At 63.9% G+C, this 20,558-nt stretch carries 18 protein-coding genes; 6 read left to right on the plus strand and 12 right to left on the minus strand.

The window, feature by feature from the left end; all coding sequences use genetic code 11:
- The 7 genes from EGM87_RS13410 to xseA all read right to left on the minus strand — a co-directional run bounded on the left by EGM87_RS13410 (position 1) and on the right by xseA (position 10,521).
- A complete protein-coding gene (locus EGM87_RS13410) occupies positions 1 to 1,005 on the minus strand; it encodes a hypothetical protein (RefSeq protein WP_044660430.1) in 1,005 nt (334 codons plus the stop codon).
- 66 nt (positions 1,006 to 1,071) lie between these two features.
- On the minus strand, positions 1,072 to 3,930 hold the full coding sequence (locus EGM87_RS13415) for a TonB-dependent receptor plug domain-containing protein (protein ID WP_025549425.1): 2,859 nt from the start codon (positions 3,928 to 3,930) through the stop codon (positions 1,072 to 1,074).
- A gap of 329 nt (positions 3,931 to 4,259) precedes the next feature.
- Positions 4,260 to 4,523: a hypothetical protein gene (locus tag EGM87_RS13420; protein WP_052628080.1), complete on the minus strand. Its 264-nt coding sequence runs from the start codon at positions 4,521 to 4,523 to the stop codon at positions 4,260 to 4,262.
- A gap of 70 nt (positions 4,524 to 4,593) precedes the next feature.
- Positions 4,594 to 7,608 (minus strand): TonB-dependent receptor domain-containing protein, encoded by a 3,015-nt coding sequence (locus EGM87_RS13425; RefSeq protein ID WP_052628081.1) that lies wholly within the window; start codon positions 7,606 to 7,608, stop codon positions 4,594 to 4,596.
- Positions 7,609 to 7,928: 320 nt separating this feature from the next.
- Positions 7,929 to 8,765: a M23 family metallopeptidase gene (locus EGM87_RS13430; protein WP_137710170.1), complete on the minus strand. Its 837-nt coding sequence runs from the start codon at positions 8,763 to 8,765 to the stop codon at positions 7,929 to 7,931.
- A 15-nt stretch (positions 8,766 to 8,780) separates the two neighbouring features.
- The gene (locus EGM87_RS13435; RefSeq protein WP_061934876.1) at positions 8,781 to 8,990 is read right to left on the minus strand and encodes a DUF2093 domain-containing protein; all 210 of its coding nucleotides are present in this window, start codon (positions 8,988 to 8,990) and stop codon (positions 8,781 to 8,783) included.
- A 31-nt stretch (positions 8,991 to 9,021) separates the two neighbouring features.
- Entirely contained in the window at positions 9,022 to 10,521 is a 1,500-nt protein-coding gene (gene xseA, locus EGM87_RS13440; protein WP_137710169.1) for an exodeoxyribonuclease VII large subunit, read from the minus strand.
- Positions 10,522 to 10,528: 7 nt separating this feature from the next.
- Between xseA and purD the strand changes: the two genes are divergently transcribed.
- Together purD and EGM87_RS13450 are read left to right on the plus strand one after the other, a co-directional pair.
- The gene (gene purD, locus EGM87_RS13445; RefSeq protein WP_137710168.1) at positions 10,529 to 11,812 is read left to right on the plus strand and encodes a phosphoribosylamine--glycine ligase; all 1,284 of its coding nucleotides are present in this window, start codon (positions 10,529 to 10,531) and stop codon (positions 11,810 to 11,812) included.
- A 64-nt stretch (positions 11,813 to 11,876) separates the two neighbouring features.
- Positions 11,877 to 12,404: a helix-hairpin-helix domain-containing protein gene (locus EGM87_RS13450; RefSeq protein WP_137710167.1), complete on the plus strand. Its 528-nt coding sequence runs from the start codon at positions 11,877 to 11,879 to the stop codon at positions 12,402 to 12,404.
- A 4-nt stretch (positions 12,405 to 12,408) separates the two neighbouring features.
- Here the strand turns inward: EGM87_RS13450 and EGM87_RS13455 are convergent, their stop codons facing one another.
- On the minus strand, positions 12,409 to 13,365 hold the full coding sequence (locus EGM87_RS13455; protein WP_025549420.1) for an acyltransferase family protein: 957 nt from the start codon (positions 13,363 to 13,365) through the stop codon (positions 12,409 to 12,411).
- A gap of 117 nt (positions 13,366 to 13,482) precedes the next feature.
- Between EGM87_RS13455 and EGM87_RS13460 the strand changes: the two genes are divergently transcribed.
- Complete coding sequence (locus EGM87_RS13460) at positions 13,483 to 14,196, plus strand: GDSL-type esterase/lipase family protein (RefSeq protein ID WP_137710166.1); 714 nt, start codon at positions 13,483 to 13,485, stop codon at positions 14,194 to 14,196.
- A gap of 96 nt (positions 14,197 to 14,292) precedes the next feature.
- Here EGM87_RS13460 and EGM87_RS13465 read toward each other — a convergent pair whose 3' ends face one another.
- From EGM87_RS13465 to EGM87_RS13480, 4 genes are read right to left on the minus strand one after another with little or no spacing between them, the layout of a single operon-like run.
- The gene (locus tag EGM87_RS13465) at positions 14,293 to 15,090 is read right to left on the minus strand and encodes an inositol monophosphatase family protein (protein WP_048576920.1); all 798 of its coding nucleotides are present in this window, start codon (positions 15,088 to 15,090) and stop codon (positions 14,293 to 14,295) included.
- Positions 15,077 to 16,423 carry a TldD/PmbA family protein gene (locus tag EGM87_RS13470; protein WP_137710165.1) on the minus strand — a complete coding sequence of 449 codons (1,347 nt, stop codon included), beginning with the start codon at positions 16,421 to 16,423 and terminating at the stop codon, positions 15,077 to 15,079. The genes EGM87_RS13465 and EGM87_RS13470 overlap by 14 nt, the downstream gene beginning before the upstream one ends.
- Before the next feature lie 48 nt (positions 16,424 to 16,471).
- Positions 16,472 to 17,404, minus strand: coding sequence for an NAD(+) diphosphatase (nudC, locus tag EGM87_RS13475; RefSeq protein WP_137710164.1), 933 nt, complete (start codon positions 17,402 to 17,404; stop codon positions 16,472 to 16,474).
- Entirely contained in the window at positions 17,391 to 18,461 is a 1,071-nt protein-coding gene (locus tag EGM87_RS13480) for an A/G-specific adenine glycosylase (protein WP_137710163.1), read from the minus strand. The genes nudC and EGM87_RS13480 overlap by 14 nt, the downstream gene beginning before the upstream one ends.
- A gap of 26 nt (positions 18,462 to 18,487) precedes the next feature.
- Between EGM87_RS13480 and EGM87_RS13485 the strand changes: the two genes are divergently transcribed.
- The 3 genes from EGM87_RS13485 (at position 18,488) to EGM87_RS13495 (ending at position 20,555) form a co-directional block, all read left to right on the plus strand.
- On the plus strand, positions 18,488 to 19,030 hold the full coding sequence (locus tag EGM87_RS13485; RefSeq protein WP_048577243.1) for a DUF721 domain-containing protein: 543 nt from the start codon (positions 18,488 to 18,490) through the stop codon (positions 19,028 to 19,030).
- 70 nt (positions 19,031 to 19,100) lie between these two features.
- Positions 19,101 to 19,772, plus strand: a complete 672-nt coding sequence (locus EGM87_RS13490; protein WP_044660441.1) for a DsbA family protein — start codon at positions 19,101 to 19,103, stop codon at positions 19,770 to 19,772.
- A gap of 48 nt (positions 19,773 to 19,820) precedes the next feature.
- A complete protein-coding gene (locus EGM87_RS13495; protein ID WP_044660442.1) occupies positions 19,821 to 20,555 on the plus strand; it encodes a thioredoxin domain-containing protein in 735 nt (244 codons plus the stop codon).
- The last annotated feature ends 3 nt before the right edge of the window (positions 20,556 to 20,558 follow it).

The following is a 20,558-nucleotide window of genomic DNA, read 5'->3' on the forward strand; positions in this document are numbered from 1 at the left end:
TCAGTTACCCAAAGCTTCGTTCGCCCATTGCAAGGCTGCCTCCATCCGGTCCCCGATGGCTGTTGCGGCCCGGCCGTCCGCATCCCTTTCGTCCTGCACTGAATAAGCTTGATCCGGCGCCTTGGCGTTCCGTCCGGACCAATGCGCAACGGTATCCGCCAGCATCGGCTGCGGCACCGCCAGCGTTTGCATCGCCTGACGAGCAAGATGCCGTGGGTCCGTCCGCAAACCCTCCCCATAGAGAAGGCGCATCTCCTTTTGACCAGACTGCTTCATCGCTTTTTCAAAGGCGCGCTGCTGGATCGCATGCAGCACCAGCGTTAGCGCGAGCAAGCGATCCAGATCGTCGCCTTTGCGAGCCAGAGCGCCCGACACCTGACTGGCGTCGCGCGTGCCCCTGCTGGACAGATGGACTGCCGCCCGAGCCGCAAAGGCCAGCCGATCGCTGCCGCCCCGGCACACCGCCTGAAGAAAGGCCAGGCGCGTCATGGTGAGGAAAATCGCTTTCAGCGGACCGACGGACATTATCGAGGGCAACAGATTATTGGCCCAGTTGGATGGCTTCACCACCATGATCTCGCCAGGGGACCAGGGGCGATGGAGCAGCAAACAGATATGCTGCACCAACCGGTCGCTCATTTCCGCATTGCTTTCCCTTCGGTCGAGCGCGGCGCGATAATTCGCCAGATCGGCAAATATGTTCGGCTCCCGCAGCACCCGCACATGACCAGGCGCCTCGATCAGCCGCGACAATAAAGTCGAGCCGCAAAAACCGATATGGAAGAGAAAACGGCAGGTGGGGCGGGATGGCAAAGGCTGTCGCAGCAGATCGGCAATAGGCAGGGCAAGGTAGGAGCCGACGCCGATGTCCGTACGCCCGTCAATGAAGGAGGCGGCGGCGATCCTATCGGGATCACAGCGCAGGAACAGTATCTCGCCACGATCCGGATCGATCCTGTGCGGGAGCCAGGTGGGATCGTAAAGAACCGATTCGCGGTGAGTCATTCCCCCGTCATAGCGGCAATAAACCGGGCCGGGACCGCCTTAATGATCGGCCCCGGCCCTTCAGCATCAGAACTTGATCGACGCGCCGGCGAAGAACTGCCGCCCAATCACATCATAGGTATTGGGGAAGGTGCTGCCGCCGTTGGCTGACGCGCCGACCGTGTCGCCCACGATCGGAGGCTTCTTGTCGAACAAGTTCAGCACGCCCAGGCGGAACGTCACTCCATCTTCGACATTGACGCTGAGCGTCTCATCGAAATAGGAGTATCCGCCGATCTTGGACCTCAGGATGTCGGTCGCGGCATCTTGCTTGACCGAACCCAGATAGCGCCAGCGGCTGTTCAACGTGAAGCCCTTGAAGCCGAGGTTCAGGTCCAGAACATGCTTCCATTCCGGCAGCGGCTCCATGTCGCATGCACCGCCGAAAGTACCCGCGCATTCATAAACGGGGGAAGTCGGATCGCTCTGCTTCTTGAACGAAAAGACGTAGGTGCCAGCGAAGTTGATGCTGTAATTGAAGCCTTCCGACGAACCGCCGCGATAGCTGGCGGTGATGTCCAGCCCCTCCGTCTTGATGCCGGCGACGTTGCCCAGCTGCGATGGCACGCCAATGGTCGTGTCGCCGCTGAGTCCGCCTGTTACCGGGTTGCGCACGATGCCGGCACAAGCGGCGCTGTTGGGGTCCTTATCGATATTATAGCATTGGTTCATCGTCACGAAGACGGGCGTGTCATCGACCGCATCCTTTATCTTGATGCGGTAATAATCGAGCGAGAAAGTGAAATTCCGCAGAGACGGCGGGTTTACCACCAGGCCGAGCGTGACCGTATCGGCCTTTTCCTCATGCAGATTCTGATTTCCGCCAGTGAAGATGTTGACCTGACCCGAAATCGGCTGCGCAATCGCGCCCACGGTCGGAGCCCCCTGCGCGATACAGATGGCAGCGATGTCGGCAGGCACATTGCTGCCCGCACAAGGATCGACCTGAAGACTGCCGGTGGCTGCCACGACGGGAGAGTATAGTTCATAGAGATTAGGGGCGCGAACGGCGCGCTGATAGATGCCGCGCAAACGCACGCCATTGATCGGCGCATAGTCGCCGCCGAACTTGTAGGTATGAACCGACCCGACGGTCGAGTAATCGGAATAACGGTACCCGCCCTCCACATTCAGCGCGTAGATGCCCGGCCGTTCCTGAACCAGCGGCATTTTCAGTTCCGCATAAAGTTCCTTGACGTCATATTTGCCGGAAATGTTCTGACCCTGACCATAATAGATGAGATCGCCCGACGCATAGAGCGGATCGACCTTGGTCGTGCCCTTTTCCCGGCGATATTCCGCACCGATCGAGAAAGCCGCCGGGCCGTCGGCCCAGGGGCTCTTCAGAAAACCGATGTCACCCGCCAGGCTGCCGCCCGCGATGAACTGGGTTGTCTTGGTATTTTCCGTCGCGTTACGCAGAACGAAGGCGAGCTGCTGCTGTGTCACCGGCGTCGTGGTGAAGATGTTGAGCGGCACGCAGCCATTGGACGGATCGAAGCATTGCGGGCCGTTGGGCCCCTGGACCACGTCCAGCGCTTGCTGCAGAGCCGTATAGGACAGGTCGTTACGCAGCACGGTGTCGCGCTTCGATTGCCCGTATTGCGCGAAGAGATCATAGTTCAGCCCATCGCCGATCTGCCCCCGCAGACCACCCACAAACTGAAAATTGTTCGTGGTGTAGGTGCTCAAACGGCCGCCGGTTTCGACCATGCGGCGGCGGATGCCGATGTTGGACGTTCCCGCACGCGCCGTGGGATCTTCAGCGACATCCGATCCATCGTTGATCTGCAGGAAGGGATTGGCCACCTGGTCGAAGAAGGCGGCGCGCATCGCATCCGACAGGAAGGGGTTGCTGGGATCGAGATTGAAGCCGAAACCTGCGGTCGCCGTCGGCGCCAGGTTCGTCTCGACCTTCACATGACTGTAGCTGAAACGGCCATAAGCCTCTACGCCGTCGGTCACTTCATACCGGCCGAGCGCCATCACATTATAGCGTTCGAAGGGCAACTGGGCATAGTTGACGGGATTGAAGTTGTAGAGCTCGACATCGCTGGACAGCGAGCCATCAGGTTGGACCTGTTGCAGCCCCCCAACGGTGCCGTCCTCGTCCCCGGGAATGTCGAACAGCGTTGGGACGCCATTGCTGGAGCCGCCGGAGCTGACCAGGTCACTCGAATCCAGCGCGGTTGCGTTCCGGCGGCGAGCGCCGAAATAGACGCCGTTACGCTTTGAATAGCCGCCCGACACGACCAGATTGCCCCGATCACCCAATTTGATGCCGCCAGTCAGGCTGATATTATAGAGCGCGCCGTCGCCCCGGCTGGAAATCTGGCTGCTGCCATCGGCTGCGAGCCCTTCGAACCGATCGTCCAGAACGAAGTTGACCACGCCCGCCACGGCATCCGAGCCATAAACGGCGGATGCGCCACCGGTCAGCACATCGATCCGCTTGATCAGTGCCGTGGGGATGCTGTTGACGTCGACAGCGCCCGACGTATCGTAGAAAGGCGCACGCTTGCCATCGATCAGCACCAGCGTGCGGTTTTCCCCCAGGCCGCGAAGGTCGACCGTGGCCGAACCATCGCCCGGGTTGTTGGAAGATCCGCCGAAGCCCGCCATGAATTGGGGGTTGGACGACAGGATCTGTTCGACCGTCACGGTATTGACCTGTTTGATCTGCTCAGCGGAGAGCACAGCCACAGGACTGCTCGCTTCGAGATCCGGCCGCTGGATGCGCGATCCGGTGACAATGATCGTATCTTCTGCTTCGGGAGCCGCCGCCTGGGGTTCGCTCTGAGAGAAGGCAGGCCCTGCGACCAGTGCCATGGACAGGATCATCGGTGCCGCGCCGGAACGCAACATGCTCTTCTTAATATGGATCAAAGCTCTACCCCTTGCTTCGAGTGTCTCTGCCTCTCTCCGCCCTGTCTGGCCACTTGCGTGGCGTCGAAACGGCGCGGACGAACAAAGCCTGCTCAGCCATTTAACAAAAGTAAAGCTACGGAACTAATCTGCGATAATTTTGCTCGCCGCCATGTCGCTGAAATGCAACAGCCGCGAGCCCGTCCTGGGGGGACTGTAAAGGAGGAGAAGAAGCCGCTAGGCTCAGGAGGGCTTTGTCCATTGGAAGATGCTGTTGATCCCGATCAACACAGCCGTGGATATAAGGTGAATGGTGAATATCCCAGTCACGCAGCTTTTTCGTGCCGCGTTTAGTTCGGACGCCAATTCCCCGACAATGAGCGTGTACCTGCTCGGTCCTTTTCCGCATTCGCATTCTGTTCGATCGCTTCCCACTCCGCTCGCGTATGGCAAGTGCGCTTGGGCATGAACGACCCTGTTACCGTTTCCCGGCGGCAGATTTTCTTTTCCGCGACGCTCTCCGCTGACATCGCCTGACCGGACGGTGCATCGGCTGCGAAAGTCGGCGGAGCCAGCACAGACCCGCAGATCAGAATGATGGGAAACAGCTTCATCGAAAATTCCTCCTTTACGAAAAAGGCGGCCTCGATAAGAGACCGCCTCTTCTGTTTGCATTTCGTCCGATCAGAACTTGAAGCGCGCGCCGGCCCGGAAAATCCGGCCATACACGCCTTCGCCCGCCTGAACCGAGTTGTACAGGAACGCACCATAGGTGACCGGGTCGATGTCCGGCAGGTTGTCGAACAGATTGATGACGTTCACATAGAAGTTCACCTTATCCGTGACCTTGAAGTTCGTGTTCAGGTCGAAGGTGATGTACTTGGACACATGACAGTCGCCGTAGCCAGGCGACAGACCGCAATCCTTATACTCATTCCCCTGATCCATCGCCGACAGGTCATAGCCCGACGTGTAGTTGACGGTGCCAGTCAAAGCCAGCTTGCCGAAGTCCAGCGTATTCGACCAATAGCCATGCCACTTGAACGTGCCCGAACCAGCCGTCAGGTTGAAGTTACCCAGGGTACCGACATATTTTTCGGTCGTGCCGTCGGGGAAGGTCGTGCTGAGATTGATCAGCATGGAAGCTTCCAGATTGCTCGACCACTTCACACCGCCAAAATCGTGAGTGAAGTTCGCGCCGAAGTCGATACCTTCCGACTTGATGGTGTCGGAGTTGATCAGCGTCGATTCAACGAAGGCGATACGCGGAGTCGCCGTCGGATTGTTAACGTCGGGCGCGTCGGCGATGACATTGAAGCCGGCCGGGATCGGCTGGCCGGCGTAATAAGCTGCGATAGCAGGCGCCGTCGACGGCGAGGTGATCGCCCCAGTCTTCTTGATGTTGTAATAGTCAACGGTGAATGACAGGTTGCGGATCGGCTCGAACACCGCGCCGGCCGTGAAGCTGCGCGACTTCTCTGGGTTGAGATTGGGCGAAGCCAGCGTCGTCTGGCCGATAGAGTAGTTGGTCAGATAGGTCGGGCAGGATGCCGGTGTAGTGGCACAAGCCGCACCATATTGAGCGCGGAAAGCCGCCGGGATGTTGGCGGCAACCTGCGACACATAACCGGTGGTCGGCAAAGCATTGGCTTCACCGAAGGACGGGATACGGAAGCCCTTCGAATAGGTGCCGCGCAGCAGCAACTGACGAACCGGCTTCACCTTGATGCCAAATTTGGGCGAGAAGGCGCTTTGACCCGAGCTATAGTGGTCATAACGACCCGACGCTTCCAGTTCGACTTGGTCGATGACAGGAGCGACGATTTCACCGAAGGCCGACGAAACGGTGCGGCTACCCTTGGTACCAAATGCGTTGAGAGTGAAATAACGCATGGTGGGACCATTGATGTCCGAGTTGGCGCTGGGAGCGTCGACGGCTTCATGATAGATCGATCCGCCGATCGCGACCTGCAGCGGACCGCCCGGCAAATCTGCGATCGCCTTCGACATGGTGAACTGGCCCTGGTACAGGTCCGACGAGGCATTCGAGATGTTCGTTGGCGTCAGATAATCCTGAACGTCTTGGCTGTTCGCGGCCGGATTGACGAAGTTATATGACCCGTCCTTGATCACATCCAGCAGGTGCTGGATATAGACATAGCCATCCATCTTGCGGCGCAGATCGGTGTGCATCGCCGTAAAATCGACCTTGTAGTCGACATCGTCGAATATCGTGCCCTGAATGCCAGCAGCAGCGCGATAGACGCGGCTGCGGGTTTCGTTGGACGTGATCGTCGTGGGAAGGCCGCCGATGATCAGCGCATTCTGGCCGGCCGTAGCAAACGGATTGTTTGGATTCAGCGTGCCGTTGGTCGCGGTGCACGGGCCAACGGTAGAACGAGCGCAGACATAGACGGGCAGCGACAGCACGAACGAGCCAGGCGCGCGCACGGCGGCATTGCTCGACGTCGAGAACTGCGGATAAAAAATGCCGGTCGGCGCATTTCCGCGGATCGTCGGCGGACCACCGGTATAGCTGACGGTGGACTGCTGGAAATTGACAGACAGATATGCTTCCGACGTATCGCCAACGCGAGCTGTGATGCGTGCGGAACCGCCGAAACGCTGAATTTCGGGAGCGACGACACCATATTTGTTCACGCCGTCCTCGTTGCAGACGAGGTTTGGAATATTGGCGTTGTTGCTGGGTGCGCGGTCTGCAGCCGTCGGGGTATAGGGCGTACCGTTGAGGCAACGGCCGGCCAGCAACTGATAGCGGCTGCCCGCAATTGCGGTGTTGGTGAGAGCGTCTGCTGGGCGAACATACAGGTTGCCCAGATTGTAATTACCATCGCCCTGCGCTGTCAGCGTGCCATTATTTTCCAGAACGCCGTTCGCGTCCAGACCATAGGCCTGGCCGTTATGGCCGCCGATGCCGCGCTGGTCGGAAGAATTAAAGGGTGCATCAAGCTGACGATTATAAACCGCTTCCGAATGATAGTAGAAGCCGCTGATATAAGCGTTGAAACCATTGTCATCCAGATCGCCGGTGCCGGCCATCAGCGACAGGCGTTGACTGCCCCCAGCGCCATTTTCGGCAACACCTGCCTCGACCCGACCGGCAATGCCCTTGAATTCACGCTTGGTGATAATGTTAACCACGCCGGCAATGGCATCCGCGCCGTAGCTGGAGGAAGCGCCGTCCTTCAGGACTTCGACATTTTCAACGATGTCGTCCTGAATGGTGTTGAGGTCGACGAAATTACGCGAACCGTCGTCCGCCAGCGGGTAATAAGCAGCGCGCAGGCCGTCGAACAGCACGAGCGTCGAGTTGGTCGACAGACCACGCAGCGAGACAGCGGATGCACCGCCAGCGAAAGCGCCGTTGGCAGTGAAGCCGTTGGTAAGGGCGGGGCCGTTATTGGAGGCCAGTTTCTGAATGCCGTCCTGCACGGTGTTGATGCCACGGCGGTCCAGTTCCTCAGTTGTGACCCGGGTCACTGGCGAGGGTGTTTCGGCGTCAGTGCGGCGAATAATGGAACCGGTAACGACGATCGTGTCACTAGACGGTTCGTCCGAGGAAGCTTGCGACGCTTGCGCGAATGCGGGTGCGGAGAAAGTCGTAAGGCCGGCGCTGACAAGAGTCAGCACCTGGAGAGCCGCGCCACCGCGCAGCCCAATCTTGGTTATGGTCTTCACTATCCAGTCCCTTGCTCTGGAGGTTCGCGGATTGCCCCGCGCGCTTTTTTGACGCGTGAAGAGAGCGAAAGGAGCCCGACAGCAAGCCCTCTTCACACGCACTGCGGGGCACTCTGCTCAGTCGTTTTATGAGTGTAAAGCAGGGCGGAAGCCCGGGCATCGCATTTGACCGAAACTGTAGCAAATATGCCACAAATCGAGAAAATCGGTATTGAACACCTGTTTAACAACAATGTTACAGGTCTGAGTTCCTAGAAGGAATTTTTACATTTCGACATATCATGACGAAGAATAAAATTATAGTTCCGTGAAATAATAGATCAGTTCTGCGGCATGGGTCCGGTGAGCAGAATCGGATCGATCCGGGCTTCATTCCACTTCATCCCCCAATGAAGATGCGGACCCGTGGCCCGTCCGGTGGCCCCGATTGCGCCTATGCGCTGCCCCTGAATCACATGCTGCCCGGGAATCACGTCGATCCGCGAAAGGTGAAGGAAGGCGCTGTTCAATCCATGACCATGGTCGATCATCAGCAGATTGCCCTCCAGCGTGAACGGGCGATCCGCGGCCAGGATCACCACCCCGTCGGCCGGGGCCACCACCGGCTCGCCCGTCGCGCCCGCTATATCCACGCCGCCATGATAGGCGCCCGGCTGCCCCTGATAGATGCGCTGCGCGCCGAACAAGCCGGAGACGCGACCGATGCGCGGCCAGATGAACCGCTGGCGCCAACCCTGCGCGTCAGTCACGGTTTCGCGCGCGGCGGCGATCCGTTCAAGCTCCGGCTTGCGCAGGGCAAGGAAGGCTTCCGTGCTTTTCGTCGGACGCAGCGGCGCATCGACCCGCTCGATCCGCCAGTCGCGCGGCGCGACGGTGAGGGCGCGGTCGAGAAGCGTTCCATCGGCAAGACGTCCGGTAAGCCGGGCCTGCGGCGCCGCATCGCGGTCGAAGGCGATCAGGAAACGGCCATCGGCATCGACCGGCACCAATTGCCCGTTGAAGCGCAGTTCGACCGTCCCCTTGGGCGCCGTGCCCAGCAAGGCGCCGCCCTGGACGGGCGTACCAGCCAGCACCAGTTCCACGGCAGGCGGCGCTGCCGGGGAGGTGGCCGCCACACCGGCCATCGCCAGCGCAGCGGCGGCGATCCAGCCCTTCATCTAAACCCCGGCACCTTACAGACCCCGCGCCTTCAGTTCGGCCTGGGCGGAGATTTCGGCGCTGGCATAGGGTTCCTGCCGGGCGATGCTCCAGTAGCGCAGATCCTCCAGCGGGATTTTCTGTCCGCTGACGGAGCACACCACATGGTCGCCCGCCTGCAGCACGCGGAAGCTGTAGGCCATATAGTGCAGCCGGGCCGGGCGGTCGCGGTTGGACATCAGCATGGGATCACTCGGCCTTTCCTGTGCAACGGCGTCATTGGGAAAACAGGTCCTGCTGGCCCGTCTCCTGGCCCTCGCGCGCTTTGCGCGGGGTGCGTGACGGAGTCGATATAGCCTCGGCGGCGGGCTTCTCAAGGGGCGTGCCGCCATCGATGCTCGCACCCACCGCGCCGTCGCGGAAATGCAGGCTGACCGCGCCCGCCGCCCGCGCCTCCGTCACGGATTTCACCAGCCGGTCGCCCGCCATCACCCGCGCAAAGCCGCGCTGCAAGGGCAGGTCGGGATTGACCGACGTGAAGTGACGCGAGACGCGATCGAAAGCGGTCGCCCGGTCCTTGTAAACGCGCTCCAGATAATCCGGGCGCAGCCGCAACCGGCCGACGCGCTCGGCGGCGCGGTTGACATATTGGCGCAGCAGGGCGGGCCGCAACGCCCCGCCCGCCTGCCCCAGATGCGCCCGCGCATCGGCAACGCGATGCCGCAATCCGCTGACCAGACCATCGGACAGTTGGTCCAGCCGCTGGCGCTGGGGTGCGAGCAGTATATCGGGCGTCGGCATCAGCCGCGCCTGCATCTCCAGCCGCTCGCGCGCCTGCGCCGCACCCCGCCGCACGGCCCGGCCCATGCGCAAGCCCTGCTCCGTCAGCATCGCCAGCAGCTCCGCCCGCACCGGCACCGCCATTTCCGCCGCCGCCGTGGGCGTCGGCGCGCGCATGTCGGCGGCATAGTCGCAGAGCGTCGTATCCGTTTCATGCCCCACGGCGGAGATGATCGGGATCGAACATTCCGCCACGGCGCGGACGACGATCTCCTCGTTGAAGCTCCACAAATCCTCGATCGAGCCGCCGCCACGCGCCACGATCACCAGATCGGGCCGGGGCACAGGGCCGCCCGGCTGCATCTCGCTGAACCCGCACACCGCCCGCGCCACCTGCTCGGCGGCGCCCTGCCCCTGCACCAGCACCGGCCAGAGCAGCACCTGCGTCGGGCAGCGGTCCTCCAGACGGTGGAGAATGTCCCGGATCACCGCCCCGGTGGGCGACGTCACGACGCCGATGACGCGCGGCATGAAGGGCAAACGCCGCTTGCGCTCCCGGTCGAACAGCCCCTCCGCCGCCAGCTTCTGCTTCAATTTCTCCAGCAGCGCCATCAGCGCGCCTTCGCCCGCCAGCTCCATCCGCTCGATCACGATCTGATATTTCGAGCGCCCCGGATAGGTGGTGAGCTTGCCGGTGGCGATCACCTCCACCCCGTCCTGCGGCGCGAAGGGCAGGCGCGCCGCCCCGCCCTTCCACATCACGCCGTCGATCACGGCATTGTCGTCCTTCAGGCACAGATAGATGTGCCCAGACCCCGCCCGCTTGAAGCCGGAAATCTCTCCGCGCAGGCGGACATGACCGAAACGGTCCTCGACCGCGCGCTTCAGCAGGGCCGACAATTCGCTCACCGACAGCGGCGGCGCGTTGTCCCCTGAGCGTTCCTCGGCTAACAGGCGCCCCGAGACATCGAAACCAGCTTCATATTCCGGGGACATGGGCGAAATGAACATCCTTCTGTTGGGCGGCGGCGGCCGCGAACATGCTCTGGCCTGGAAGCTGGCGCAATCGCCCGCTCTCAGCACCCTTTATGCCGCGCCGGGCAACCCCGGCATAGCCCAGCATGCGACATTGGTCGACCTTGATGCCACGGATCATCGCGCCGTCGTGGATTTCTGCCTGCGCCACAGCATCGGCCTGGTGGTGATCGGCCCGGAAGCGCCGCTGGTCGACGGGCTGGCCGACAATCTGCGGGTCAAGGGCTATCCGGTCTTCGGTCCGGGCAAGAAGGCGGCCCAGCTTGAGGGGTCCAAGGGGTTCACCAAGGACCTGTGCAAGCGCGCCAACATCCCCACCGCCGCCTATGAGCGCGTCCACAGCAAGGATGGCGCCATTGCCGCGCTCGACGATTTCGCGCTGCCGGTCGTGATCAAGGCGGACGGTCTGGCGGCGGGCAAGGGCGTGATCATCGCGGAAACGCGGGAAGAGGCGCTGGAGGCGCTCGATTCCATGTTCTCCGGCGCGTTCGGCGCGGCGGGCGAGGAAGTGGTGCTGGAGGAGTTCATGGTGGGAGAGGAAGCCAGCTTCTTCGCCCTCACCGACGGGAGCGCCATCCTGCCCTTCGGATCGGCGCAGGATCACAAGCGCGTGGGCGACGGCGACACCGGCCCCAATACCGGCGGCATGGGCGCCTACAGCCCGGCCCGCGTGCTGACCCCGGAACTGGAAGCGGAAGTGATCGAGAAGATCGTCCGTCCCACCGTCGACACGCTCGCCGCCGAAGGGATGCCCTATAGCGGCGTGCTCTATGCCGGGCTGATGCTGACCGCCGAAGGGCCGAAGCTGATCGAATATAATGCCCGCTTCGGTGATCCCGAATGCCAGGTGCTGATGATGCGCTTCGACGGCGATCTGGTGGCGCTGCTGCTCGCGGTGGCGGAGGGCAGGCTGGCCGAGCAGGGGCCGGTGCAACTGGCGGACCGCGCCGCGCTCACCATCGTCATGGCCGCGAACGGCTATCCCGGCACCCCGGAAAAGGGCGGCGCGATCACCGGAATCGACGCGGCGGAAGCCACGGGAGCGCGGGTTTTCCATGCGGGCACGGCGGACAGGGACGGCACGATCGTCGCCCATGGCGGCCGCGTGCTGAACGTCACCGCGACCGGCGACACGGTGAAGGCGGCGCAGCAGGCGGCCTATAAGGCGGTCGACGCCATCGGCTTCCCGACCGGCTTCTGCCGCCGCGATATTGGGTGGCGGGAGGTCGCGAGGGAGGGAAGCGCACGCTGATCCCCTTGCGGCGTGCCCTCAACCATCCTTAAATAGGCCAAATTCGGACAGGGAGGGACGAGCGATGCAAGAATTTTTCATGGACTATGGCCTGTGGCTGCTGATCGCGCTGTTGGTCATCATCGGCATCGTCTTCCTGCTGTCAGGGCGCAACCGGCCGAGCGAACCTTCCGTCCCGGTGGAGGTCAAGAAGTCCACCACCCCCGTTTCCGCGCCGCCCGCTTCCGCCCCGCCCCTTTCCATGCCGGCGGAGCCGGTCGTGCCGGAACCCGTCGCCGCTGCCCCGGCTCCGGTCGACGCTGCGGCGCCCATCGCGGTCCCGGCGTCGCCGGCGGTCACCGCAGCGTCCGGCGATGCCGACGACCTGCTGAGGTTGAAGGGTGTCGGCCCCAAGCTCAACACGCTGCTGATCGAACTGGGCGTAACGCGCTATGCCCAGATCGCCGGCTGGAGCGATACCGACATTGCCGCCATCGATGCGAAGCTGGGCAATTTCAAGGGCCGCCCGGTGCGCGATCAGTGGATCGACCAGGCGAAATATCTCGCCGCCGGAGACGTTGCCGGTTTCGAAGCCAAATATGGCAAGATCTGAACGGTCAGGCCGGTAGGGGCGCTTTCGCCAGGGGCGGGACCGTCCCGCTCCCTTGCGGCAGGCTGCCGAACAGCAGCGGCAACAGCGTGCCGCGCGCCGTCAGGCGACATGCCAGCGCAAGCAGCAGGAGCGACAACGCCAGCGTCGCTGCCGGGCCCACATCCGTCATGACGAGCACGCCCATGACCAGCGGGTGCCACAGGTAGAAGAACAGGCTGTCGCGCCCGATCGCATTGACCGGCGCGAAATCCAGCCGCAGGGCGGACAGCATCGGCAGCAGCGCGATCAGGCCAAGGCACATCAAAAGCCGCGCAGGCACGAAGGCCAGGACATTGTCGGCATCATAGAGGCCGGACCACCAGAGAAGGCCCAGCAGCGCGACCGCCCCGGCGATCGGCAGATAGCGTCGCGAAACCCGCCGCTCCGCCATCAGCATGCCGAAGAAGAAATAGACCAGATAGCGCAGGAAGCGGCTGTCGGGCGAAAACAGACTGTCCCCCACCGGTCCATGATGGAGGCCGAAGCCATACATGATCGCCAGGCTGACCGGCGTGCCGACCGCCAGCAGCGCCAGCGGGGAGAAGGGCAGCAGCCGCGTCAGCATGATCAGGAAGAACAATGTCGGCACATACCAGAGGTGAAAGGGCGGCCGGAACAACAGGTCGAACGGCAGGGTCCAGCGGAGCGCGGCGCCGCTCGCGATCAGGTACACCATGCCGGCAAAAAGCCAGGGCAGCAGCATCCGCCGGCCATAGCGGGACATCAGACGCTGGATACTGTCGGTGCGGATGCGGGTGACGTTGAGCAGATAGCCGGAGATGCCGACCATCAACGGCATGCGAAAACCCGACCCGACCCACAGCGCCAGATCGTGGCCGCCGGTCAGTTCCATCACGTGCCCGCCCATGACGAGCAGGATCAGCACGCCTTTCAGCAGGTCGATCGACGGATTCTTGCCCACAAAAATTGCCCCGGTGCAGGAATCGGAACGATATCGTTACATTCTTGCCGGATCGTTAAGGCGCAGTAGGGAATTTCGGCTTTGCGCCGTAGAAAAAGACGCTACTTATATCCTTCGATGAAGACGCCGCTGCTGCAACGCCTCGACGCCTCGCCTTTCGCCAAATGGGGACTGGCGGCCCTCATCTTCTGCCTGATCGTCGGTAGCTGGCTGGCGGTGGGCCGATACCGTGCGGCGCATGTGACGCTGCCGGACGACGGACCCGGGCAAAGCGCCTGTTCGCTCTGGTTCGTAGGCAGTTCTTCCATGCGCCGCTGGACCAGCCTCAACCACGACATGGCGCCGTGGAAAGCGCATAACCGCGGTATCGATGATGCCACCTTTGCCGAGATCCTGCCGCGCTTCGCCAATGCGGCGCAGGACAGCAAACCCGTGGCGATCATCCTCTACGCCGGGGAGAACGACATCGCCAACGGCATTGAGGTTCGCGCCGTCCTCCGCAACCTTGGGCGATTTGTGGACCTGCGCAACCGGATGATGGGTGACGTGCCGGTCGTGATATTGTCGATGAAGCCCAGTCCGGCGCGGCGGTCGATCTTCAAGAGCCAGATGCTGTTCAACGCGGCGGCGCAAGGGCTGATCGAGCGCATGCCCCTGACCTATTATGCCGACATCACGACGCCGCTGCTGAAGGATGGAAAGCTGGGCGACAATTATCGAACGGACGGCGTCCATATGAATCCCGCCGGATATGGCATCTGGGCCGGGGTGGTGCGCCAGCGACTGAACGATGTCCTGCCGGCCGAGACTGTCCGTCGCTGCGTGGCTTGATATGTGGAAGAGGGGCTGCCTCTCTGTTTTCCCCAAGCCGCCCATGCCAATGGCGGCGATTGGCCACCATCATGGTATCTCAAGCCCGGCGACGCCTTACCCGCGTCCCAATATTTCCCGTGCGCGCGGCGCCAGCCGCTCCGCTGCGGCGGCATGGATTCCTGGCGCGGCGCACAGCAAGCCGAAGGCGGTCGGCTGCGGCCGGTTGAAGGAAAAGGGATTGCTGAGCGCATCGGTGACGATCGCCCCCGCCTCCTCCGCGATCAGCGCGGCGGCGGCGACGTCCCATTCATTGCCCCATCGCACCGTGGCGACCAGATCGGCCTCGTCCGCCGCCACCATCGCCATGCGCAGCGCGATGCTGTTGGGCTTGTCGACGGTGACGAGATCGCGGTCATGGCGGGGCAACTGATCCGCCGGCACTCGTGAACCCGGCAGGACAGCCCGCGATCCGGCCTGCAAGGTCCGGCCGTTGCGGGTCGCCCCCGCGCCTGCCTGCGCTATCCACAATTCGTTGCGCGCAGGCGCCGCCAATATGCCGAAGCGTACCGCGCCATGCTCCACCAGCGCCACCGACACCGCCCAGCCGGGCCGCCCGCGCAGATAATCCCGCGTCCCGTCGATCGGATCGACCACCCAGACCCGCGGCAGGTTCAGACGGTGCACGGTGTCCGCCGTCTCCTCCGACAGCCAGCCGGCCGACGGATCGATGGCGTAGAGCCGCTCGCGCAGCATCGCGTCCAGTTCCAGATCGGCCTCGCACACCGGATGGCCGGGAACCTTCTCCCACTGGCGCACGCGCGTCTCCCCGCCCGCCCAGAGCGTCAGGGCCCGGTCAGCCGCGTCCGACACGACCGCCACCACCTCGCGCAAGGAGATGTCAGCCGCCTGCAACGGTCATCCCGTCGATACGGAGGGTCGGCACGTTCATGCCATAGCGGAAGGCGAGGTCGTTGGCCGGCACCAGCGCCCGGAACATGTCCTTCAAATTGCTGGCGATGGTGATTTCCGACACGGCCTGTCCCACGGCGCCATTTTCGATCAGGAAACCCGCAGCACCCCGGCTGTAATCCCCGGTCACGCCGTTGACGCCCATGCCGATCAGTTCGGTGACATAGAGGCCGCGCTTCACGTCCGCCATCAGTTCGCCCGGCGACAGCGTGCCCGGCTCCATATGGACATTGGTGACGCCCGCACCCGGCGCGCCGCTGCCGCCCCGGCTGGCATGGCCGGTCGGCTCCAGCCCCAATTGCCGCGCCGAAGCGCTGTCCATCAGCCAGCCGGTCAGCACGCCCCTGTCGATCAATGCGCGGCGTTCGACCGGAAGCCCCTCGCCGTCGAAGGGCCGCGAACGCAGGCCGCGCAACCGCAGCGGATCGTCGATGATCGTGATGGCCGCATCGAACAGCGCCTCGCCCAATGACTCCAGCAGGAAACTCGACCGCCGCGCGATCGCAGGGCCTACCATGCCGCCGATCAGATGCCCGACCAGGCTGGAACCGATGCGCGGGTCGAAGATCACCGGCATCACGCCGCTGCCCACCTTCACCGGATTGAGCCGCGCCACCGCCCGATGCCCGGCGCGGGTGCCGACCGTTTCGGCATCGTCCAGATCCTCGATATGTCGGACGCTGTGGCTGGCATGGTCGCGCTGCATGTCGGCGCCGGCCCCGGCCAGCACGCTCGCCCAGGTCGAATGGCTCGTCCCCGCATAGGCCCCGGCAAAGCCATGGCTGGTCGCCAGCGCCATCTGGCTCCGCCCGGTCGCCGCGCCGCCGCCTTCGCTGTTGGTGACGCCCGGCACGGCCCGCGCCGCTTCCTCGGCTATCATGGCGCGCTCTCTGAGCTGCGCCGGTTCCGGCTCAAACGGATCGGTCAGGTCCAGCGCGGGCAGCTTCTTCCTGAGCAGCCGGTCTTCAGGCGCAAGGCCCGCATAGGGGTCTTCCGGCGCCTGCCCCGCCATGGCGATGCAGCGGTCGACCAAGGTCGCCAAGGTCGCCGGATTCATGTCCGACGCCGAAATGCTGGCGGACCGGCGGCCGATGAACACGCGCAGGCCGATTTCCTCGCCTTCCGACCGCTCCACATCCTCCAACGCGCCCAGCCGCACGGATACATTGGTCGAGGCGTTGCAGGCATAGATGGCGTCGGCCGCATCCGCCCCCGCCCGGCGCGCCGCCGTCACCAGATCCTGCGCGCGGGACTGGGCTTCTTCTAGGCTGAGCATGGACTGTGTCGATTCCTGAAAGGGGATATGCAGGGCGAAGGGGCGGCCTTACGCGCTTGGGTCATGGTCGGCAACCTGCCCTTCCGGTCGCTCATCCAGCCAGTGCCGCAGCAGATGCCAGGCGACCGCCATCGGCGGCGGCGCGATGAAGGGCGCGTCCTCTTCGCCAGCCATCGCGGCGCGAACGCCAGCCTCGTCGCACCAGAAGGCATGTTCGATCTCATTTTCATCGATCTTCAGCGCGTCGTCATCGGCCTGCGCCGTGCAGGCGATCATGAGCGAGGAGGGGAAGGGCCAGGGCTGGCTCGTCACATAGCGGACTGAGTGAGTGGCGACGCCCGCTTCCTCCTTGATCTCGCGGATGACGGCTTCCTCCAGCGTTTCGCCCGGCTCGACGAAGCCGGCCAGCGCCGAATAGCGCCCCGCCGGCCAGCTATGCTGCCGCCCCAGCAACACCCGCCCGCGATGTTCGGCCAGCATGATCACCACCGGATCGACGCGGGGGAAATGCTCGGCCCGGCATGACCCGCATTGCCGCGACCAGCCCGCCTTGACCAGCGCCGTGCGCTGCCCGCACACCGAACAGAAGCGATGCCGCGCATGCCAGGCCAGCAGGCTGCGCGCCACGCCGTAGAGGGCAACCTCATGCCCCGGCACCTCGTCCGCCAGCGCACGGCTGCGCGGCGTGGCCAAGACGCTGTCCGGCGCATCCGCCAGCAGTTCCGCGAAGATCGGCCGCTGCTGCTCATCCACGCCCAGCAGCGCATGATGCTCGACCCAGGCATCGTCCGGCAGCGGCTCCATGACCAGATGCCCGCCCTCGACCACCGGCTCCAGCCCTTCCAGCACGACGCGGCGCGCCAGCGGCGAGGCAAAGGCCTCCGCCAGCAAAGCGGGATTGGTGCGGACATGGTCGACCCGGTCCAGCCGTCCCCCGCCAAAGGCCACGAGCCGCGAATAGGGGGCGCTAGAGCCGTGCATCGTCCATTCTCTCCTTCATCGCTGCCTCGGCGGCGCGAGCGAACAGGGTCGGCAGGCCCGCCTTCCCGATGTCCGCCACGGGCCACCATTCGCCCTCGCCGGGCGGCGTCACGTCCGGCCCCACATGGGCATGGTGCACCGTCAATGCGAGGGAGAAATGGGTAAAAACATGCGCGACCGGCTCGGCCACCCGCCGCCATGGCGCGGCAACCGGCGGCGTCGCGTCGGGCGCGTCGTTCCAATCCGACGAAGGCAGCGCCCGCATGCCCCCCAGCATGCCCTTGTCGGGCCGCCGCACCAGCCAAACATGTCCGTCGGGCCGCTCGATCCACCAGCCATGGCCCAGCCGGTGCGGCTTGGCCTTCTTCGCCGTCTTGACAGGAAAGGCGGCGGGATCGGCGGTGCGGAAAGCCGCGCAATCCTCCCGCAAGGGGCAAATGCCGCAGGCGGGGTTGCGCGCCGTGCAGATGGTCGCGCCCAGGTCCATCATCGCCTGCGCGAAATCCCCGGCGCGGGCATCGGGCGTGATCGCGTCGGTCGCGGCGCGAATCTCCGGGCGCGCCGCAGGCAAGGGCGTGGCGATGGCGAAAAGCCGCGCCACCACCCGCTCGACATTGGCGTCGACCACCACGGCGCGCCGCCCGAAGGCGATCGCCGCCACCGCCGCCGCCGTATAGGCGCCGACCCCGGGCAGGGCGCGCAGGCCCTCTTCGGTATCGGGAAACACCCCGCCATGGTCGTTCGCCACCGCCCGGGCGCTGGCCAGCAGATTGCGGGCGCGGGCATAATAGCCCAGCCCTGCCCAGGCGGCCATGACCTCGGCATCCTGTTCCGCCGCCAAAGCCGCCACATCGGGCCAGCGCTGCGTGAATTTCGCGAAATAGGGCCCGACCGCCGCCACCGTGGTCTGCTGGAGCATCACCTCCGACAGCCAGACGCGATAGGGATCGGCAGCATTGGCCCCCGGCGGGGCGCGCCAGGGCAGTCTGCGCGCATGCACATCGTAATGAGCGAGCAGATCGGATGCTATTTTCTGGATGTTACCCTCGACGCGCATGCCGCCCCTATGCCATTAAGCGAGGCATGACGGAACGCCCCCCGACTCCCAAAATGAAAAGCCGCAAGTCGGATGCGGAAGACCGCCCGCGCATCGGCGCGCCGCGCCGGATCGCGGACCTGATGCCCGCCATCGGCGCGGCCGCCTTCCGCAAGTTCGGCTTCGTCCAGTCCAGCATCGTCACCCGCTGGGCGGAGATCGTCGGCCCGCATTATGCGGCGATCAGCGAACCCGAATCGATCCGCTTCCCGGCCGGCAAGAAGGCGGGCGGCACATTGCAGCTCACCGTCATGAGCGGCCATGCGCCGATGATCCAGCATGTGCTGCCCGATATTGTCGAACGGGTGAACCGCTTCTTCGGCTATGCCGCCGTCGCCCGGGTGGCGATGAAGCAGGGGATGGTCCAGGCAAGGGAACCGGAACGCCGCCCCCCGCCGGTCAACCTCAAACCCATTCCGGTCGAGCTGGGCGATTCCCTGCGCGACATTGGCGATCCGGAACTGCGCGCGGTGCTGGAATCCCTGGCGCAAGGGCTGGCCAACAGCAGCGGTTTGCCCAAGATCAGCTAGTATCGCAGTTGAGCAGTTCAAACATGACAACCTCAGCCGTGACAGGGGCGGCGCATCACTGGACCACCGCATGACGAAAATCCGTTTGGCTTTCCTCGCCCTGCTCGCCATTTCCGCAAGCGCATCCCTGTCCGCTTGGGCCGCCCCGGCCGCCGACTGGCTGGGCCGGATCGCCCTCTCTCCCATGGGCGGCCATGTGCTGGGCAATCCCGCCGCGCCGACGAAGCTGGTCGAATATGTCAGCTACACCTGCTCGCACTGCGCCCATTTCGTGGGAGAGGCCAGCGAGCCGCTTCGCGCCCGTTATGTGAAGGGCGGCACGCTGAGCGTCGAAGTGCGCAACGCGGTGCGCGACCGATATGACCTGACCGCCGCGCTGCTTGCCCGCTGCGGCGGGCCACGGCGCTTCTTCGGCAATCATGAAGCGCTGTTCGCCAATCAGGATGCCTGGATGGAGAAGCTCCAGGCCTATGAGAAAGACGCCGCCAAGCCCGCCGACCAGAAGGCCGCCCTGCGCGACATCGGGCAGAAGACCGGCCTCTACGCCCTGATGGCGAAGCGCGGCTACAAGCCCGCCCAGCTCGACGCCTGCATCAACGATCCCGCATCGATGAAGCAGATCCTCGCCATGACGGACGAAGCCTGGAACAAGCTGCGGATCGGCGGCACGCCTGCCTTCACGCTGAACGGCACGCTGGTTCATGGATCGGACTGGACGCGGTTGCAGGCTGCATTGCCCTGATCTAAACCCTTCGACGACAACGCCCGACGATACGGAGCCTAGAACAACGTGAAAGCCCTTTCCGGACTTGCCCTGATCGCCCTCAGCCTGACCGTCGCCGCCTGCGGCAAGAAGGAAGGAGGCAGCGCCACCTCCGCCGAACCGGTCGCCGCCGTCGCCGCGCCGGCCGGCACCAAATGGTCGGAGACGATCGCCACGACGCCCGACGGCCATTTCGTCATGGGCAATCCCAATGCGAAGGTGAAGCTGGTCGAATATGGCTCCTACACCTGTTCGCACTGCCGCGACTTCGCCGCCGAATCGGCCGAGGAGATCAGGCAGATCGTCGATTCCGGCAAGATGAGCTTCGAATTCCGCAACTATGTGCGCGATCCGATCGACATTTCGACGGCGCTGCTGGCCCGTTGCGGCGGCAAGGACATCTTCTATCCGCTGTCCGACCAGTTCTTCGCCAACCAGAACGCCATGTTCGAAAAGGCGCAGGCGCTGGGCGACGAAAGGTACAAGGCGCTGATGAGCGCGCCCCCGGCCCAGCGCTTCGGCCAACTGGCGGCCGCCGTCGGCCTGGTCGACTTCGCCAAGCAGCGCGGCATATCGGAAGATCAGGCGAAGCAATGCCTGGCCGACACCGCCGCCGCCGAAAAGCTGGCCAAGGGCGTAGAGGACGCCAATCAGCAATATAAGATCGAGGGCACGCCGACCTTCATCCTGAACGGCGTGACGGTGGAGAACACCGCCGCCTGGCCCGCGCTGCGCACGAAGCTCAAGGAAGCGGGGATCTGATTG

It is taken from the genome of Sphingobium sp. RSMS (genome assembly GCF_005406185.4).
Taxonomy (GTDB): Bacteria; Pseudomonadota; Alphaproteobacteria; order Sphingomonadales; family Sphingomonadaceae; genus Sphingobium; species Sphingobium fuliginis.

Excerpts from the sequence above, each read along its gene's own strand:
- EGM87_RS13485 (WP_048577243.1), top strand. The coding sequence starts at position 18,488 with ATGACGGAACGCCCCCCGACTCCCAAAATGAAAAGCCGCAAGTCGGAT.
- xseA (WP_137710169.1), bottom strand. The coding sequence starts at position 10,521 with ATGTCCCCGGAATATGAAGCTGGTTTCGATGTCTCGGGGCGCCTGTTA.
- nudC (WP_137710164.1), bottom strand. The coding sequence starts at position 17,404 with ATGCACGGCTCTAGCGCCCCCTATTCGCGGCTCGTGGCCTTTGGCGGG.
- EGM87_RS13480 (WP_137710163.1), bottom strand. The coding sequence starts at position 18,461 with ATGCGCGTCGAGGGTAACATCCAGAAAATAGCATCCGATCTGCTCGCT.
- purD (WP_137710168.1), top strand. The coding sequence starts at position 10,529 with ATGAACATCCTTCTGTTGGGCGGCGGCGGCCGCGAACATGCTCTGGCC.
- EGM87_RS13435 (WP_061934876.1), bottom strand. The coding sequence starts at position 8,990 with ATGCTGATGTCCAACCGCGACCGCCCGGCCCGGCTGCACTATATGGCC.
- EGM87_RS13470 (WP_137710165.1), bottom strand. The coding sequence starts at position 16,423 with ATGCTCAGCCTAGAAGAAGCCCAGTCCCGCGCGCAGGATCTGGTGACG.
- EGM87_RS13430 (WP_137710170.1), bottom strand. The coding sequence starts at position 8,765 with ATGAAGGGCTGGATCGCCGCCGCTGCGCTGGCGATGGCCGGTGTGGCG.
- EGM87_RS13460 (WP_137710166.1), top strand. The coding sequence starts at position 13,483 with ATGAAGACGCCGCTGCTGCAACGCCTCGACGCCTCGCCTTTCGCCAAA.
- EGM87_RS13420 (WP_052628080.1), bottom strand. The coding sequence starts at position 4,523 with ATGAAGCTGTTTCCCATCATTCTGATCTGCGGGTCTGTGCTGGCTCCG.
- EGM87_RS13450 (WP_137710167.1), top strand. The coding sequence starts at position 11,877 with ATGCAAGAATTTTTCATGGACTATGGCCTGTGGCTGCTGATCGCGCTG.
- EGM87_RS13410 (WP_044660430.1), bottom strand. The coding sequence starts at position 1,005 with ATGACTCACCGCGAATCGGTTCTTTACGATCCCACCTGGCTCCCGCAC.
- EGM87_RS13490 (WP_044660441.1), top strand. The coding sequence starts at position 19,101 with ATGACGAAAATCCGTTTGGCTTTCCTCGCCCTGCTCGCCATTTCCGCA.